General features: G+C 49.6%; 10 protein-coding genes. 9 read left to right on the forward strand and 1 reads right to left on the reverse strand.

The window, feature by feature from the left end:
- Window positions 1–70: 70 nt before the first annotated feature.
- From ACJMNB_RS01560 to ACJMNB_RS01600, 9 genes are all read left to right on the forward strand, one after another.
- A complete protein-coding gene (locus ACJMNB_RS01560) occupies window positions 71–6001 on the forward strand; it encodes a glycoside hydrolase family 9 protein (RefSeq protein WP_405338288.1) in 5931 nt (1976 codons plus the stop codon).
- A 100-nt stretch (window positions 6002–6101) separates the two neighbouring features.
- Window positions 6102–8351, forward strand: a complete 2250-nt coding sequence (locus tag ACJMNB_RS01565; RefSeq protein ID WP_405338290.1) for an ATP-binding protein — start codon at window positions 6102–6104, stop codon at window positions 8349–8351.
- Window positions 8351–8725 carry a response regulator gene (locus tag ACJMNB_RS01570; RefSeq protein WP_073056863.1) on the forward strand — a complete coding sequence of 125 codons (375 nt, stop codon included), beginning with the start codon at window positions 8351–8353 and terminating at the stop codon, window positions 8723–8725. The genes ACJMNB_RS01565 and ACJMNB_RS01570 overlap by 1 nt, the downstream gene beginning before the upstream one ends.
- 10 nt (window positions 8726–8735) lie before the next feature.
- Window positions 8736–10205 (forward strand): sigma-54 dependent transcriptional regulator, encoded by a 1470-nt coding sequence (locus ACJMNB_RS01575; protein ID WP_405338293.1) that lies wholly within the window; start codon window positions 8736–8738, stop codon window positions 10203–10205.
- Window positions 10198–11610: a replicative DNA helicase gene (gene dnaB, locus ACJMNB_RS01580; protein WP_405338295.1), complete on the forward strand. Its 1413-nt coding sequence runs from the start codon at window positions 10198–10200 to the stop codon at window positions 11608–11610. Before ACJMNB_RS01575 ends, dnaB begins: the two co-directional genes overlap by 8 nt.
- Window positions 11611–11619: 9 nt before the next feature.
- The gene (locus ACJMNB_RS01585; protein ID WP_405338297.1) at window positions 11620–12402 is read left to right on the forward strand and encodes an MlaE family ABC transporter permease; all 783 of its coding nucleotides are present in this window, start codon (window positions 11620–11622) and stop codon (window positions 12400–12402) included.
- Window positions 12403–12437: 35 nt separating this feature from the next.
- Entirely contained in the window at window positions 12438–13223 is a 786-nt protein-coding gene (locus ACJMNB_RS01590; RefSeq protein WP_405338299.1) for an ABC transporter ATP-binding protein, read from the forward strand.
- 206 nt (window positions 13224–13429) lie between these two features.
- The gene (locus ACJMNB_RS01595) at window positions 13430–14665 is read left to right on the forward strand and encodes a hypothetical protein (RefSeq protein ID WP_405338301.1); all 1236 of its coding nucleotides are present in this window, start codon (window positions 13430–13432) and stop codon (window positions 14663–14665) included.
- A gap of 144 nt (window positions 14666–14809) precedes the next feature.
- Window positions 14810–16132, forward strand: a complete 1323-nt coding sequence (locus ACJMNB_RS01600; protein WP_405338303.1) for a hypothetical protein — start codon at window positions 14810–14812, stop codon at window positions 16130–16132.
- Between the two features lie 108 nt (window positions 16133–16240).
- Here the strand turns inward: ACJMNB_RS01600 and ACJMNB_RS01605 are convergent, their stop codons facing one another.
- Complete coding sequence (locus ACJMNB_RS01605) at window positions 16241–16975, reverse strand: DedA family protein (RefSeq protein WP_405338305.1); 735 nt, start codon at window positions 16973–16975, stop codon at window positions 16241–16243.
- Window positions 16976–17023 lie beyond the last annotated feature (48 nt).

Below are 17023 nucleotides of genomic sequence, written 5' to 3' on the forward strand. Positions count from 1 at the left end.
GGGAAAGGGAATGTGCCAGGGGGTGGCGCATTCTCTTTTTATAATTGTTTGTGGGAGGATAAGTAAGATTATGAAGAACGTATTAAAATCAGTTTTGTTGTTGATGTTCCTTGCCGTGGACTTTGCCATGGCGGATGCATTGCCTGACATTGACCGTACCGACAAGGTGCATAGCCGTCGCTATCTTGATTCGATGAATGTCTATAACCGTCGAGTCATTCGCGTGAACCAGGCTGGCTATAGGCCGGATCATTACAAGTACGCCTACGTGGCAGATCCGTCGGATACCAAGTTCAAGCTGATTGACGCCAATAGCGGTGCCGAGGCTTGGAGTGGTTCTTTAAGCTTGATTACCCCCAGCGTCATTAAACCGAACATTTGGGTGAGGGGTGCCTTTAATTCGTTGGATAATCTTTATACGTTCGGAAATCTGGATTCTGTCAGTACTGAAAAAGAAGCGCTTTATAGGGCGGACTTTACGGGCTTTTCTCCAAGTTCGCCGGGTGAATATTTTGTGGTAGTAGGGAGCGATACTTCGGCAACATTCCATATTCACCCGTCTATATATAATTCAATTCTTGAAAAGTCCCTGATGTTCTTTGGCATTCAGCGTTGCGGCAATACCAATTCGCATTTCCATGCACCGTGCCATTTGAAAGACGGCTCTGAAATTGGACGGGACTTGACGGGTGGTTGGCATGACTGCGGTGACCACTTTAAAGTCGCCGAAACAGTGGGCTATACCTCTTATGTGCTTTCCCTGGTTTACTTGACATATCAGGACAAGGCTGAAGACCGCTTTGGCCATTCTTATGGCGATACCATACCGGATGGCTATCCGGATATTTTGTGGGAAGCCAAAGTCGGTACGGATTACATTATGAAACTCTATAATGCGTCGGTAGAAGACGGCCTAATTGAAAAGGGCGATATGTACCATACCGTGGGCATGAGTGATTATGATCATGAATACTGGGATTTGCCTGAGCGTCAAGACAAACAGAAGCGAACGAAGGGCGGCCCGGATCGTTTTGTTATCAGTGGAATTGGTACGAATGTGGCTGGTATCTATGCAGCGACATTGGCGAATGTGGCTGCTGGTATCAAACCTTATAATCCGGTTTATGCAGATTCTCTTCTTAATGCGGCAAAGACCATTTATTCGAAAATTGTGATGCCGACATACAAAAATTATTCTGGTTCTGATGGTTGTGCGAGAAAGGGTAAGGCGACGACCTATCGCCACAAGAATCCTGAATTTGAAGGAAAGGGCTACTATTCTGGCATGGGCCTTTGCGAAGACGATGTCGCCGCTGCCGCAGTATCGCTTTGGTATGCCACCGGAGACACGTCCTATGCTTATGATTTATATAAAAACAAGGACTTGGATTCAAATGCCCATGCCAAGTATGATTTGGCCTTCTTTGAGGGAGGGGTGATGGCTATGGAATCCGGTTTTAATAACTCGTGGGCCACTGACTACCAGAACCTTTTCGCCTATGTCCTGTTTGCTATGCAGAAATTGATTTTGAATGATCCTGAATATGAAACAAAATTCAATATATCCCAAAAGGAACGGGATATGTTGTCTAAGCGAGTGATGGCTTCCTTCCGTAAGCAAGTTCAAACCAACTCAAGTGGAATTGAAATGGGGGGGGTACTTTATGACTCCGTTGCTGTTTTTTATCCGGGATCAGGCGATGCCGAACCTCGCGAAGGATCTTCTAGCCTTCATGTCGGCCCTCCATATAACTTGGTGTGGACAAGCTTCGACTGGGGCGTGATGCGCTACAATATGGGGTCTGCAGTTGCTGTGTTCCTGTTGTACGAGTTGACGAAAGACGAAGGTTACCTGAAGGTAGCTCTAGACAATATGTACTATGTTTTGGGTGCAAACCCTTGGGATATTTCGCTCTTGATGGGTGCTGGTGACAAGAACCCGCAGCATCCGCATAACCGTTCGGCAAACCCCGATGGCTATAATGCCGGTGCCATGCCCTATGAATACAGGTGCCCTATTGGTGCCTTGATGGGTGGACGTGCCCCAGACAAGACCTTGATTGAAGACTGGGAAAAGTATACATCGACCGAGACCTGTATTGATTTCTCGGCTCAGTTCCTGTTTCCGGCGCAGAGCTTGGCGCAGTCGCTTCCGCCTGATTATGATGGTCCCTTGTTCAGTAACATTCAGGGAACTCCGATTACCGAAACTTCTGCCATTGTAAGCTGGGATGCCAATGAAGTTGCACTCGTGACGGTGTTCTACAATACGACTCCCGACAAGATGGGAGCCAAGTCCGTGCAGCAAGAAACGGCCTCTAAGGGCGGCGAGGTGACGCTCGAAGGTCTTGAAATGGGCAAGACCTACTACTTCTTCTTGGAAGGAATGGATACCAAACGCAATATTTCTACCGATGACAATCATGGGCAATGGTATCAATTTACCATGACCAATGTGAAGCCCAACATTAGCGGTGTGACAATTTGCCAGGTTGATAACCGTAGTGCCAAGATTTACTGGTGGACCGATATTCGTTCCAATGGCGTGGTGAATTACGGAACCTCGATGTCGGCGCTTAATGAAACCCAGGTGTCAAGCGATGGGGCGGTGTTGTTCCACGAGGTGACTCTTACGAATCTTAAGGCAGGAACCACTTATTACTTTACGGTGTCTTCGGGCATGTCAGAAGAAGACAATGGTGGTGCCGGCTACAGCTTTACTACCGAAAACGAAGCGTCTTATGCGGATCTTGCCATCTTCATCAAGCCCAGTAGTTACCAGGCCGATTGTTCCAATTGGCAGGATTGCTTTGAATTCTGGGTGACGCTGACGAATAGCGACACCCTGGACTTCTATGATTTTGAAGTAAGACTTTATTTAGGTGATAATCCCAATATTAAAACCGTTGAATGGGCTAATATGAGCCAGAACTGGAAGGGCACTGGCCAGATGACTTCGATAAAGCAGGGCGGACTTATCTATGGAACCCCGCAATTGGAAGGCTCTAGCTACTATTTGCCAATAACGATTAAGGATACGCTTACTGTTTCCGGTCGTATGATTTTCCAGCTTAAGTTTGAATCGGGAACATTTAAGGATTTTGAAAATGGGTGGTCGATTAGGCCTCATACGGCTAGTGATGATCCCGAATACTTCGAAGGGATTAATCTCAAGAACGGACCGTACTTTAAGTTGTCCGAAACGACTGACTTGGAATATGATGCGAACGGAGAAAAAGTGGCCGCCTTTACCCGAGACCCTTACGTGACTGTTTATTACCATGGCAAGCATATCTTTGGCTACGGCCCGGACTATACGCCGGAAAACGGACCTCAGGTACACCGCACGGTTACTCTCGATTTTGAAAAGCCCTTTAAGAGCCCGTACTATTCTATCGAAAAAGAAGACTACAAGACCACTTATGAAGGTTCCAGCAAGGTGACGCCCACCGGGATTCTGGATGACCTGGAAATGAACGGCAAACCGCAGAGTTTTGTGTACGATAACGGAACCCGTACCGATTCCTTTATTTTTGGCAAAGATACGACCCTTGCTTACGGTAACAACTACATGGAATGGGTGAGCTGGCACAATCATGTGGCTGGCATGCCGGGCTATACGGGCAAAAATCAGTACGATTGCGCTTGCGCCGTGGTTCGTTCGAATGTAGAAATCGATACCATTACTACGCCGCTGGAAAAACGGATCCTCGCTTTCGACAAGAACGCTTACACCACTTACCGGACATCGGATCCTTCGAACCCCAAGAGGGTCGAAGTCCATGTTTACCTGCTGGATTCTTTAGCCCAGCTTTTGGATACGGTAAGTCTTTCTCTTGAACTGGGTACGACTTCTGGAAACGTTCATTTCTGGAGTTCCAAGACGGCAACGATTCCTATCACCAGTATTCAGTTGGTGAACGGCGAAGCCGTATTCTATGTCAGTTCCGAAGAAGTCCTGGTGACAACCTTGTTTGCGAAAGCGGCGGGGACATCGACTCAATTTGATTATGATGCGGCCTATGCAAAGCTGAATATCGAGGAACTTCCGCCCTGGCCCATTATTGATGTGGCCAAGATGGTGGATACGGACTGCGACAATGTGCCTGACGCCATCAGCATTACTCTTTCGAACGAGTATCAGGAAAAGCAGTCCTTTAAGTCGGTGAGCTTTGTGTATGGTGCCGACACCATTACCTCCACCGATGTCATTAGCCTTAGTGGCAGGGACCTGTTGGTAAAGGCCAACATCAAGGATACCTCTATCAATACCGACCCCAGCGGCTCCATTACGCTGTATTCCAACGTGAACGGCTCGGTCGAAAGCCATACCGACTTCTACCAGGACGGTGTCGCCCCGACGCTTTTGGCGGTGGCTGTGCTGGAACGTCTAGATACGGCGAAGAGCGACCGTGTGTACATGCAGTTTAGTGAGCCGATTTCGGCTCCGGGTACCGATTGGCCGGTGCAGCTGTTCGCTACGAATGGCACTTCCAAGGTGAATGAACCCTCGGTCAGGTTCTCGCAGATATACAATGATGCCATGAACGTGTGGGAATTCGAGGTGGATTTTGATGCAAACGGCAATTCCGTGGTGACCGAAGGCATGTTTGCCCAGCTGTTGGCAAACGGTGTCATTAAGGACAAGAGCGGTAACGAGGTCTCTGCTACTTGCGGCCAGCCCAAGCTTCCCATTACGCTAAAGCTGCTGCCGGTGCCTATGACATATGCCTCTATCTCGGATAAGGACGAAGACGGCTCTGCCGAATACATTTACATTGAATACGAACGTCCCATAGATCCGAAGCATTACCCGGATAGCCTTTCCCTTGTGTTCGGCATTCAGATTCCCGAAACCCTCTGGGTGGCAGGATCTGTTCCGGTCTATGCAGCAGATGGCATGACGGCAACCATTAGCCTGTCTTCGCCCTTTAGCTATGGCGTTACCGGAGGTACTTACGAAGGTACGCTCAAGGGAATGTTGGTTTCGGGTGCAGGCCTTGTGGCCCAGCATTTGGGCGCCGGCGCTTCGTACGAAATGAACTCGGTATTAGGGCAAGACTTGGTGGGCCCTGTGATTGTGGCGGCCTCCGTTGACATGTCTAGGTCCGATGAGATTGATTTCCTTAATCTTGACCTGAGTGAACCGGTGAATGTCACGGATTCTTCGTTGGTGTACTATCGCGAAAAGATTTCTGACAGTGATACGGCCATCTACAAACATTCTGTCCGGACTTTGTCTATTTCGGCATCTAAGATGGGCATGAACGCGTTTTATGACAAGAAGAGTCCCCTTGCTGTAAGTGATGGCGACTATGTGCGCTTGCAACCGAAGGAATTTAGCGCTCTGCGAGATGCCTTGGACAACATGCCGTCAACGAATGCTCCGTGGATTCCGATTATGAGTGCTGGCGATCCGAAGATCAAGTTTGTCGTGACCATGCAAAACGAAGCTGCCCAAAGCGGTGTGGCTCGTTCGGGTGGCGAGTTCCGTACTCAGGTGCCGGCTCAGGATAATATGCGCCTGTACGTGCTGAACCCTGTAACCCGCAAGCTGGACTTGATTCGTGACGGTCAGGTAATTGCCCAGGGTATCGATACTACCAGCATTCAGGGTGCTATCTGGAAAATTGAGATGACCGTGCCTCGTGGTTCTGCGGGTGGTGATCCTGCTGCCTGGGATAGCCTGCGGGTCAACTACGATATGCCTATTTACACGAACCTGGGTAGCTTCGTGAACCGAGTGTCGGGTAAATACGTTGTGCCCTCCGCCGAGTACCTTTCTTCGTCGGGTAAGGTTGTTTTCTACGTGGAATGGGCCAATACCCAGGTCGGAATCCAGTCTGAAAAGGGTAGGGCTGTTGCCACGGGCGCTTATATTTATAAATTGCAAATGGAAACGATGTTCGTTGCGAACCCCAATTCTGAAAATGCGGATAAGTTCAGCAACAAGAACTCCTACGATAAAACGTCCACATTTGGTGTCAAGCGGGTAAAATAAAATGTCTGAGAGCTTGTTTTCCGATTCTCCATACCTTTTGGTGCTTTCGGTACTAGCCCTTATTGTATCGTTTTATTACCCGGTATTGCTAGAGCGCAAGATGACGGCACGCCGTTTGCCGAAACCCTTGCGCATCATGGTGCTTGCAAACATCGCCTGGAACGCCTGTAGCATTTTGGGCATCATCTTTTTCAGTGGGCCCATGACCCCTGACGAGTCGAACCTCTACATTGGCCGCCAGCTTCTTTTTGGCTTGCAGGCTTTATGCTGGGTGCGCGTGGGTGTTGCCGTTTATGACATGGGCGAACTGGTTCTGTACACTCGCCGGACGATTTTTAAGACCATGTCTGGCTTTGTGGGAACCTTTGTCATTTTGGCACTTACCAGCGTGTTTGTCTTTTGTCCCAATGTGGTGCCTGAATTTGACTTGTTCGGTTTCCATCCCTTTGATGGGCTTCCGATTTTCAAGACCTTTACCGTTGTCTACCTGCTGTTCTTTTTACCCCCCTGCCTGATTATCATCTACCAGCTTTTGCGCGGGACTATTCACTCTTTGGACTTGACGGTGCAGTATACAGGGGCCTATATGGCCGGCAGCTTTACCTTGTGCCTGATCGTTGCTGTCCTGTTTGACTTTGTGATTCCCGTTATCAAGGATTTTGGAGCATGGCATGGAGGGTTCCAGTTCTTTGTGTGGCACCAGTTCCTGACGTTGTTCCTGGCCTTGCTATGCGGCCAGTATTATACGTCGGCCAGATTCCGTGATTTGGGAGCCTCCTGGTTTTTGCAGAAGCTGATTACCAAGATCGAAGACGGCGTTATCTATTACGACGATGCTGGACGAATCAAGGCGGTGAACCACGGTGCGTCTAAGCTTTTAGGTCAGTCGTCTATTAATTTGTGCGGAAAGTCCATTAAGAATGTCTTGCCGCCGAACCTGGATTTTTTCAGGGAATCGGTTTACAGCGATGTCCGCATGAATATTAACGGCGAAACCCACGTGATGAAGATTTATTTCTTCAAGTGCCGGCAGACCCTTTTGACAATGGTCAACATCGCCTTTTTTACGGACCAGTCCAAGACCCTGTTGCTGCAACAGAACCTGAAGACCCTGAACGAACAGTACGTGGAATATACCCACGACCTGGTGCGTTATCAGGACCGATTGAACAAGGAAGCTTCCATCAAGGCTGAAAAAGAAAACGTGCTGAACACCTTGATTAACGCGCTCCCCTTTAGAGTGTGGTACAAGAGCGAGCTGGGCGTTTACCAGAAACAGAACCAGCTGGATCTTGCAAAGCGTGGCTCCCGCGAAGGTGCCCGCGACAATAACGAAGACATTTCGATATACGAAAAGGAAGCCCGTGAAAAGGGCGAAGTTAGGGTCAACACCTCCTTCGAAGACAAGGATGGCGTGGAAATTTCCCAGGACGAGGCGAACCGCCTTACGGGTTTGGGCGAACTGGTGCAGACCTTCGACAACATGTATATCCCGATTATTCAGCAGGGCAAGGCTCCATACAAGACGCTTTGCCTCAAGGTCGACATGACCGAGCAGCGCAGGCTCGAATACGAACGGAACATGTTGCGCGAACAGAAGTTCATCCATTCTCGCCTCGAAGAACTGGGTACCATTTGCGGTGCGTTTGCCCACGACTACAACAATATTCTCGGCTCGCAGCTTGGCTTCTTGGAAATTGCACAAGAGGTTATCGAAGACAAGCAGTCGCAGGTTTACACCTTTATTTCGGAAGCGAAGAAGGCCGCCCAGCGCGGAAAGGATTCTCTCAACGAATTGCTGAACGCTATCCGCGGCAATGCAAATGCGGCTACCCCTGCCATTGTGTTCTCGCCCTACATGATTATTGAGGACGTGGTCCGCAAGATTTCCTTGACCTTGCCGCCTAACGTCAAGGTCCACAGCGAAGAACTGGACAAGAGCCTCAAGGTTCGCGGTATTGTGGCGTCCCTTGACCGCATTATCAGTAACCTGGCCAACAACGCCCTGTTTGCCATGAAGCAGACGGGCGGTTCCCTGACCTTCAAGCTGTACCCTGAAACGCTGGAAACCCAGCTGGTGACACCTTACGCTCCGCCGGTACCTGCGGGTAACTATGCCAAGTTCGAAATCTCCGATACGGGTACGGGTATGGATTCTGGCACTCTGGAACGCATTTTTGCACCGTTCTTTACCACTAAGGCCCCTGGTGAAGGCCTGGGATTGGGCCTTTCTTCGGCTTTAAGGCTGTTAAAAGAGGGCAATGCCTATTTTACAGTGCAGACAACATTGGGTGAAGGAACTACATTTTATCTATATTGGCCAATGGAAACTGAAACGAAGGAGGGCTAGTGCCTACTATCCTGATTATCGATGACGATGAGCAGTTCAATCTGATGCTCAAGTCCGCTCTTGAAATCAAGGGCTACAATGTTGAAACGGCAAAGAATGGTAAAGAAGCCAAGACTCTTTACCAGAACAAGACCTATGACGTGATCATTACCGACATCATTATGCCGGATGTGGATGGTTACGAAGTCATTCTGGACTTGCGTCGCTTGAACATGAGCGACCGCACTATCGCCGTGAGCGGTGGTGGCCGTACCTCTGCCGAAGACTACCTGATGACTGCCCAGCACTTCGATGCCGCGGCAACCTTCAACAAGCCTGTGGACTTGCAAGCCCTTCGTGCGAAGGTCGAAGAAATCATCAAGAGCCATTCGTAAGTAGGTCGCGATGAATATCCTGATCGCGGATTTAGATCAGAAATTTATCGACGATATCCAGCACTCTTGGTCGGTTGCAGGAACGACCTTGTTCGCCTGTACCCGCGAGAGTGATTTAATGCCCATCGTCAAAAAGGATTCGATAGACCTGGCGTTTATCGAAGTTCCCTTTTTGATGCAAGACAACATGGATATGGTGAGCTTCTTGAAGGAGCGCCACCCGGGCATCGAAATCTTTGTGCTTTGCGATGACCGCAACTGGCAGGGCGCTGCGGCGGCTATTACCCGCGGTGCGAATACGTTCCTTAAAAAGCCTATTTCTATTTCTCAGTTGGAATCGACTGCGGAAAAGGTGCGGGCCCAGCTTGTAAACAAGTCCAACAACCAGCTCATGGAATCCCAGGTGCTGGACGGCCTTCTCGGGAACACTCCCGAGATGCGCAAGATTCTGAAGACCGTATACAAGGTGGCTCCTACCAACAGTACGGTTCTTATTACTGGCGAATCTGGTTCGGGCAAGGAATTCCTGGCTAACGTGATTCACCGCTATAGCAAGCGTGCCGCCGAACCTTTTGTGGCGGTAAACTGCGGTGCCATTCCCGAGAACCTGGTGGAAAGTGAACTCTTCGGTAGCAAGAAGGGGTCTTATACCGGTTCTACCGCCGACAAGAAGGGCCTGTTTGAATCTGCCAATGGCGGAACGCTCTTCTTGGACGAAGTGGGCGAGCTCTCTGCGGCCACCCAGGTCAAGCTTTTGCGCTTTTTGCAGAGCCATGAAATTAGACGGGTGGGCGACACCCAACCGCAGTACTTGGACGTGCGCGTTCTGGCTGCAACGAATCGCGACTTGCAGGAAGCCATGCAAGAAGGTCGTTTCCGCGAAGACCTTTACTACCGCCTAAATACCTTCCACTTGCTTTTGCCGCCGCTCCGCGAACGCAAGCCAGCGCTGCCGAACCTGATCAAGTATTTCATCTTGAAAAACAAGGATGCCCAGGGCAAGGACATTGTAGACCTTGAACCGGCGGCCCTGTATGCGCTGACCAAGTATTCTTATCCGGGCAACATCCGCGAGCTGGAAAACATTATCGAGCATGCCACCGTGCTGGCCGAAGGCGGGGTAATTCGTCTGGAAGACTTGCCCGAAGAAGTGCAGAACTGCGCCCGGGAACAGACCATGGCGATTCCGCATATCAAGGGCGAACATAATGCAGAGCCCCAGGTAATCGAAGCGGAATCGGTGGAACTGCCGGGAATCTCTTTTGAAAGTGGTAAGTCCGAAAAGAAACCTGCCGCCGAAAGCGATGGGGATGGTGAACTTTTGTCGCTCGAAGAAATGGAACGCAGGCACATCTTGCGTGCCCTGAGCGTGTGCAACGGTAACCGCACTGAAGTCTGCAAGCGCCTGGGAATTAGCCGCGCGACTTTGTGGCGTAAACTGAAAGAACTTAAGATTATTATGGATGGCGACGATGCCTGATTTTGAAAATCAACAGAATTCTTACGAAGGCCGCCAGGTCCCCATGGACCTGGATGCTGAACGTTGCCTGCTTGGAAGTATTTTGCGCGATCCGGATGTGATGGGTAGCGCCATCATGATTATTAAGGATGAAAGCTTTTTCTACTTGGAAAAGCATCAGCTCATCTGGACTGCCCTTTGCTCGCTCAACCGTAACGTGACTCCGATTGACCTGGTGACGCTTGCTGCAGAACTCGAGACCATGAACAAGCTCCAGTTGGTGGGCGGTCGCGAATATCTGTTCGAACTCATGGAATCGGTGGCTTCTTCGGCCAATGCGGACTGGCATATTGAAATCTTGCGCAAGAAGTCGACTCTTCGCAAGCTGATCAAGTCTTCGTCTGCAGTAATCAAGAATGCGATGGATCCGGCGGCAGCACCTGAAGAAGTTTTGCAGTCGGCTGAACGCGATATCATGGCCATTGCAACCGACCAGATTCGTGATTCTTTGAAACCCATCCAGGATTTTGTGAATCCTCTTTTGGAACGCCTGAATAACCGCAAGGATGGCATCACGGGCATTCGCACAGGTATTACTGAACTGGATGAACTGACCAACGGTCTGCAAAAGTCCGACTTGATTATTTTGGCGGCACGTCCCGGTGTGGGTAAGACGTCTTTCGCACTTACCATTGCGGCGAATGCGGCCATCAACTTCCAGCAGAACGTGGCATTCTTCAGCCTCGAAATGGATGGCGTGCAGCTGGCCCAGCGTCTGCTTTGTTCGCAGGCCCAGATTGACCAGAGCAAGCTCCGCAACGGCTACCTCAATAGCGACGAAAAGAAAAAACTGATTGCTGCCGTGACGCCCATTCAAAAGGCTCCGCTCTACGTAGACGATAACGCCGACCTCGGCATTATGGAACTCATGAGCAAGGCCCGTCAGCTCAAGCGCAAGGGCAAGCTGGACTTGTTGATTATTGACTACCTGCAGCTCATGAAGACGGGCAAGGAAGAAAACCGCGCCGTGGCCATCGGTGCTATTTCCCGCGGCCTCAAGATTCTTGCCAAGGAAATGCAGATTCCGGTGATTGCTCTCGCGCAGCTTAGCCGTAAAGTCGAAGAAAAGGGCCGCGAACGCCCGCAGCTTTCGGACTTGCGTGAATCGGGCTCTATCGAACAGGACGCCGACATGGTGTGGTTCGTGGAACGTAAGTTCGTGCAGACTCACCGCGAAGAAGACAAGCATACTGCAGAACTGATTGTGGCAAAGCACCGTAACGGTTCGGTGAAGGACATTCCCATGACCTTCATTCCGGAATACACCACTTTCTACGATGCCGCTCCCGAAGGGGAAGGCGGCGGCGAAGCCTATGCCTACGACGATGCCGGCGACATGGGCGCAACCGATTTCGGAAGTTATTAAGGAGTTTAGATGCAGTTACTGTTAGCCCCATTTATCTGGTTTGGCGAGGTTCTCGTAACCGGTATTTCGGCTATTGGCGAAGTCATTTGCATCTTGTTGAATACCCTTAAGCAGCTGCGCTTTATCCACAAGAATCCGGTGCTTATCGTAAAGCAGATGATTTCTATTGGCGTGTCGTCGCTCCCGCTGTTGTTCGTGACGTCTATCTTTACGGGCATGGTGGCTACGGTGCAGGCCGAGTTCGAATTCCACAACCTGGTGGCCGATAAGTTCGTGGGTACTGCCGCCTGTAAGATGATTCTGATTGAGCTTGGCCCCTTGCTTACGGCCATTGTGCTTTCGGGCCGAGTGGGTTCCGCTATTGCTGCGGAGTTGGGCTCTATGAAAGAAAAAGAGGAACTGGCTGCCTACACGGTGCTGGGCCTCGATACTTACCGCTATTTGGCCATGCCGCGCTTTGTGGCCTTCTTTACCATGGTGCCCTGCTTGACCATTATCTCTAACGCCTTGGGTATTATCGGTGGCTGGATTGTTTGTGTGCTCGGCCTTGATATTACGACTTACACTTACGTGACAGGTATGCAGTATCTGTTCGACTCCATGGATCTGTGGTCGGGTACGCTCAAGTCTTTTGTATTCGGAACCTTGATTTTCTTGTTGGGTTACTACCACGGCGTCAATGCCAAGGCGGGTGCCCGCGGCGTGGGAATTGCTACCATGAGTGTGGTGGTCTCCAGCTGCCTTATGATTTTGATCGCTGACTTTGTCCTGGACGCTATACTGTTCTTCTAATTTTTAATTCCACATTTCACATTCCACATTCGCCTATGCCTAACGTAAAAATAGACCCAAACGATATCGCTATTCGCCTTAAGGGGCTTAAGAAGTCCTTTGGCCCGCAGGACGTTCTTTGCGACGTGAACCTGGATATTCGCCGTGGCGAGACTATGGTGATTATCGGTAAGTCCGGTGGCGGCAAGTCCGTGATTCTGAAGCACATGATTGGGCTTTTGCAACCGGATGGTGGCGAGGTGACGGTGGATGGCGTGACAATCAGTACGCCCAAGTTCTTTGACACCCATACCATTCGCCGCAAGATGGGTATGCTGTTCCAGATGGGGGCTCTTTTTGACTCCATGGACACCGGCGAAAATATCGCCTTTGCCTTGCGCGAACATCATCCGGAAATGAGCGAAAAAGAAATTCAGGATGTGGTGACCGAAAAGCTGAAGATGATCAACCTGGTGCCTGAATTCCGTACCAAGATGCCCTCTGAACTTTCGGGCGGTATGCGCAAGCGTGTGGCCCTTGCCCGTGCCATTGCCTTGAACCCTGAAATCCTTTTGTACGATGAACCCACTACCGGTCTGGACCCCATTACCAGCGACGTGATCAACGACTTGATTCTGGATATGCAGAGCAAGCTCGGTGTGACCTCGGTGGTGGTGACTCATGACATGGTGAGCGCCTTCAAGGTGGCTGACCGAATTGCCATGCTGTATAATGGCCGTATTATCGAAGTGGGTACGGTTGACGAAATCAAGAATACCAGCAATCCCTACGTGCACCAGTTTATTACCGGCCAGCGCAAGATATCGGTAGACGAAGAATAACCGCTAAAATGTCATATTCGGCCACGCATGTGGCCGGGAATCCATACAATATAAGTTGAGTCTAAACACATTGTAAACTGCCGTTTACTTTGCCGGCTGGCAACTTGTTTTGTATGCAAAAAATATGTGCTTTTAAGCACGATTTTTAGGTCGGCTGTAGCATTTTCAATTTGAATAATGTATTTTTCAGCCAAAGAGGTTTTATTATGAATAAGAAATTTGTTGCTGGGATTTCGTTAGCAGTTGTTGCCGGAGCAACCTTCTGGGCTTGCGGTGAAGGCAATATTAGCAAATGGAATACTGAAGATGAGGCTCTCGAGTACCAGTATGGGAGCGAGGCAGATGCAGAAGCCCTTAAAAAGGAAGGGTTGGACAATTGTCTTGCGGATGATTTCTGCAAGATGGAATACGCTCCCTACTTTGCTGAGCTCAATGGCGAAACCCCGGGTGAGACTCCGAGCTCGAATGACAACGGCAACAATCCGGGACCGAACCCGGGGCAGTCGTCCTCTTCTGTCAGGAACAATAATCCGTTCGATATTGTTGATGCATCAAGTTCTTCTATCACGAGAAGGGACGATGATCCTCTGGGAGACCAGTCTTCTTCTTCTGAAGAAGTGCCTATTACGGGTCTCGGTATGTGCGAACCAGTGACTACCCCCATTGACAAGAATACGGGAAGTACTAAGTGGAAGTTTACTCCCAACCTGAATGCAGGATACACGGCAATTGACTTTGCTAAGGCTACCTATGCCTGGAATTTTGGTGCCGGAGCAACTCCTGCAACTGATGGGACTCCGAGTACGTCTGCTGCGGTTTCTTACGGCAATTCGGGTACGGCCACTGCATCTGTGACTGTGACTATTGGTGGCGGTTCCGAAACGATTCAGTGTAAACCGCTGCAGGTGAATGGCGATCCGATTACGGGTTGCAAGTGCACCACGGAAGCAACCTCTGTTGACTATACGGCAACGCCTGATGTTGTCTGGTCCGTGACGGGTTGTACGTCTGCTTCTATGCCTTTGGCCTATAATTGGAATGGAACTGATGGTTCTGAATCCTTCTCCAATTCGTTTAGTGCTGCCACGGATTCGTATGCACCGAAGTTGAAGGTAGGTAATTCCGATAACACGGTCATCGATGTCACCTGTCCGGCAGTGAAGGTTACGGAAGGCCCGGAATATACCATAAAGGAAAGCGGAGATGCTGGAGAAATTGCTATTCCTCAAGGTACACATTCTGTGACTGTTATGGGCCCCTCCTCTTTGACACAATGTCGTTTTGAATGTACTGCAGGCGGTCCGTTAACTGTTAAACTTGGTACAGGAACGACTTTGACTGGCTCATATTATGCTGGTGAAGGGGTTTCTGCTGAGTTTTGTAAGAGTACTTTTGACTTGAACGCTAGTACGGATGTTTCTTGTAAAGCTCGTTGGAACTAGTTGTTGAAATTCATTAATGAAAGCTCCCTTCGGGGAGCTTTTTTTGTATCCATAGGAATCGTCGCGGTAATAGTGAGAATGATCATTGATTATTGTAAATGAAAATTATAAATTGTGTTGTGTAGATTTTTAGCTAGAGGTTTTATGAAACATCCTTTCTTCGGTGGTATTTTGCTGGCTCTGCCGCTTTCGTTGTTGACTCTTACGGCTTGCGGCGACGAGAGTGTCATTAATTCCAATGATGTCAAGCAGGTTTCAGAAGACGATGAATCGGAATCTGACGATCCTGATACTCCTGTTTCTAGTGAAAAACAGTCCTCAAAGTCTTCCTCCAGTTCGGCTAAATCTTCTGAAAAATCTTCGTCATCGAGGGTAGAAGAATCTGCTGAAAGCGATATCGTGGAAACTGAAGATGACTTGCCTAAATGCTCCATTAAGCGCGAGGGCAAGGAAATCTACGTAAAGGAAGAAAAGAATCTTTATACTTGTGAAGAGGGGGAGTGGATTCCCGAAAAGAAAACCGTGGAATCTTCTAGCTCTACGAAAAAGTCTTCTTCTAGTGGGGTCGATATAGCGTCCCCGAGTTCCTCTTCGGTAGTTTATATCGATGTGGATTTTTCCAGTTCTTCTAAGAAAGATGAGCTTGTTCCAATAACGGGTCTCGGTATGTGCGCGCCTGTGACTACCCCTATTGATAAGGGTTCAAGTGCTAAGTGGAAGTTCACTCCCAACATGAGTTCTGGATACACGGCAATTGACATTGCTAAGGCTACCTATGCTTGGAATTTTGGTGCCGGGGCAACTCCTGCGACTGATGCTACTCCGAGTACTTCTGTCGCGGTTTCTTATGCCAATTCGGGCAAGGCCTCTGCATCTTTGACTGTAACAATGTCTGATGGAAGCACCGAAACGATTCAATGTTCTCCGCTGCAGGTGAATGGCGATCCGATTACGGGGTGTAAGTGCACCACGGAAGCAACTTCGGTTGACTATATGACGACTCCGGATGTTACCTGGTCTGTGACAGGCTGTACGTCTGCATCCACGCCTTTGACCTATAACTGGAATGGAACTGAAGGTGGTGTAACCTTTACCAATTCGTTTACGGCTGCAACGGCTTCTTATGCTCCGACATTGAAGGTCGGCAATGCGGACAATACGGTGATTGATGTTGCCTGTCCTGCCGTTAAGGTTACCGAAGGTGTAGAGTATGTAATTAAGAACAATACGGATGCTGGAAAAATTTCCTTGCCGGGTGAAGGAACCTATAATGTAGTCATCGCCTTTGCTTGCATGAATAGAACTTTCTTTTGCAATGGAGTTAGTGGCCCAGTGGGAGGTTCAGTGAACAGCACGCCGATGAAAAAGGACTGGTATACGGTAGTTAGCTTATCTCCGGAAGATTGTTCCGGTTCTGCAGTAGTCTCGGTCACTGTGGATGGTCCAGCTACTTGTGGTGCACAGTAATTGAATTAAACAGATGTAAAGGAAAGCTCCCTTCAGGGAGCTTTTTTCATGCCTACAAAAAGAACCACGTTAGTGATTCCAAATCCGTGAGGCTACTTAATTCGGATTTTATTTCTTGCGGGGCTTAACGGCGTTCCAGACCATGTAGCCGATAAATAGGGCGCCAAAGGCTAGCAAGGCGATGGCGAGCTCGGAATTGTACTTTTCGATGATGTCCTTCTGTCCGTGAGCAAGGTAGCCCAGGGCGGCCAGCACGCAGTTCCAGATGGTGGCGCCCAAGAAGGTGTAAAGCGTAAACGGAAAAAGCTTCATGTTGGCGATGCCTGCCGGAATCGAAATAAGCTGGCGGATAACCGTAATCAACCGGCCGACAAAAGTCGAAATGGCGCCGTGTTCACGGAAGTAGTCCTCGGCCTTTTGAACCTTGCTTGCGTCCAGCAGCAGGAAATGTCCCAAACGGCTGTCGGCGAATTTGTAGACAATCGGGCGGCCCAGGAACTTGGCCAAGAAGTAGTTGATGTAGGCCCCTACCAGGGCACCCATGCTGGCGGCAATAACGATGAGTACGATGCTCAAGCCTGAATCTGGCTGCAAGGCCTTGTAGGCGGCAGGAGGCACCACCAGTTCCGAGGGAAAGGGAATGAAGGAACTTTCGATGGCCATCAAGAGTGCGATAGACCAATAGTTCAAATGGGCGTTATACCAGTCGATAATCTGAGTGTAAATGCCTGCGGACTTTGTAGCGGGTGCGGCCTGCGAAACGGTGTCGGCAACTGCAGGTTCTGCAAGGGCAACGGTTGCGAACAAGGTAACGAGAGCAAGGACAAAGATTTTTTTATTCATGGGGCTAAATATAGAATTTGCCGGTATGGCACAAAAAATCCCCGGTGG

It is taken from the genome of Fibrobacter sp., from assembly GCF_045131395.1.
Lineage (GTDB): Bacteria > Fibrobacterota > Fibrobacteria > Fibrobacterales > Fibrobacteraceae > Fibrobacter.

What these genes read in the sequence shown, in the direction of transcription:
- ACJMNB_RS01560 (WP_405338288.1), top strand. Translation starts at nt 71, where the DNA reads ATGAAGAACGTATTAAAATCAGTTTTGTTGTTGATGTTCCTTGCCGTG.
- ACJMNB_RS01565 (WP_405338290.1), top strand. Translation starts at nt 6,102, where the DNA reads ATGACGGCACGCCGTTTGCCGAAACCCTTGCGCATCATGGTGCTTGCA.
- ACJMNB_RS01575 (WP_405338293.1), top strand. Translation starts at nt 8,736, where the DNA reads ATGAATATCCTGATCGCGGATTTAGATCAGAAATTTATCGACGATATC.
- dnaB (WP_405338295.1), top strand. Translation starts at nt 10,198, where the DNA reads ATGCCTGATTTTGAAAATCAACAGAATTCTTACGAAGGCCGCCAGGTC.
- ACJMNB_RS01585 (WP_405338297.1), top strand. Translation starts at nt 11,620, where the DNA reads ATGCAGTTACTGTTAGCCCCATTTATCTGGTTTGGCGAGGTTCTCGTA.
- ACJMNB_RS01590 (WP_405338299.1), top strand. Translation starts at nt 12,438, where the DNA reads ATGCCTAACGTAAAAATAGACCCAAACGATATCGCTATTCGCCTTAAG.
- ACJMNB_RS01595 (WP_405338301.1), top strand. Translation starts at nt 13,430, where the DNA reads ATGAATAAGAAATTTGTTGCTGGGATTTCGTTAGCAGTTGTTGCCGGA.
- ACJMNB_RS01600 (WP_405338303.1), top strand. Translation starts at nt 14,810, where the DNA reads ATGAAACATCCTTTCTTCGGTGGTATTTTGCTGGCTCTGCCGCTTTCG.
- ACJMNB_RS01605 (WP_405338305.1), bottom strand. Translation starts at nt 16,975, where the DNA reads ATGAATAAAAAAATCTTTGTCCTTGCTCTCGTTACCTTGTTCGCAACC.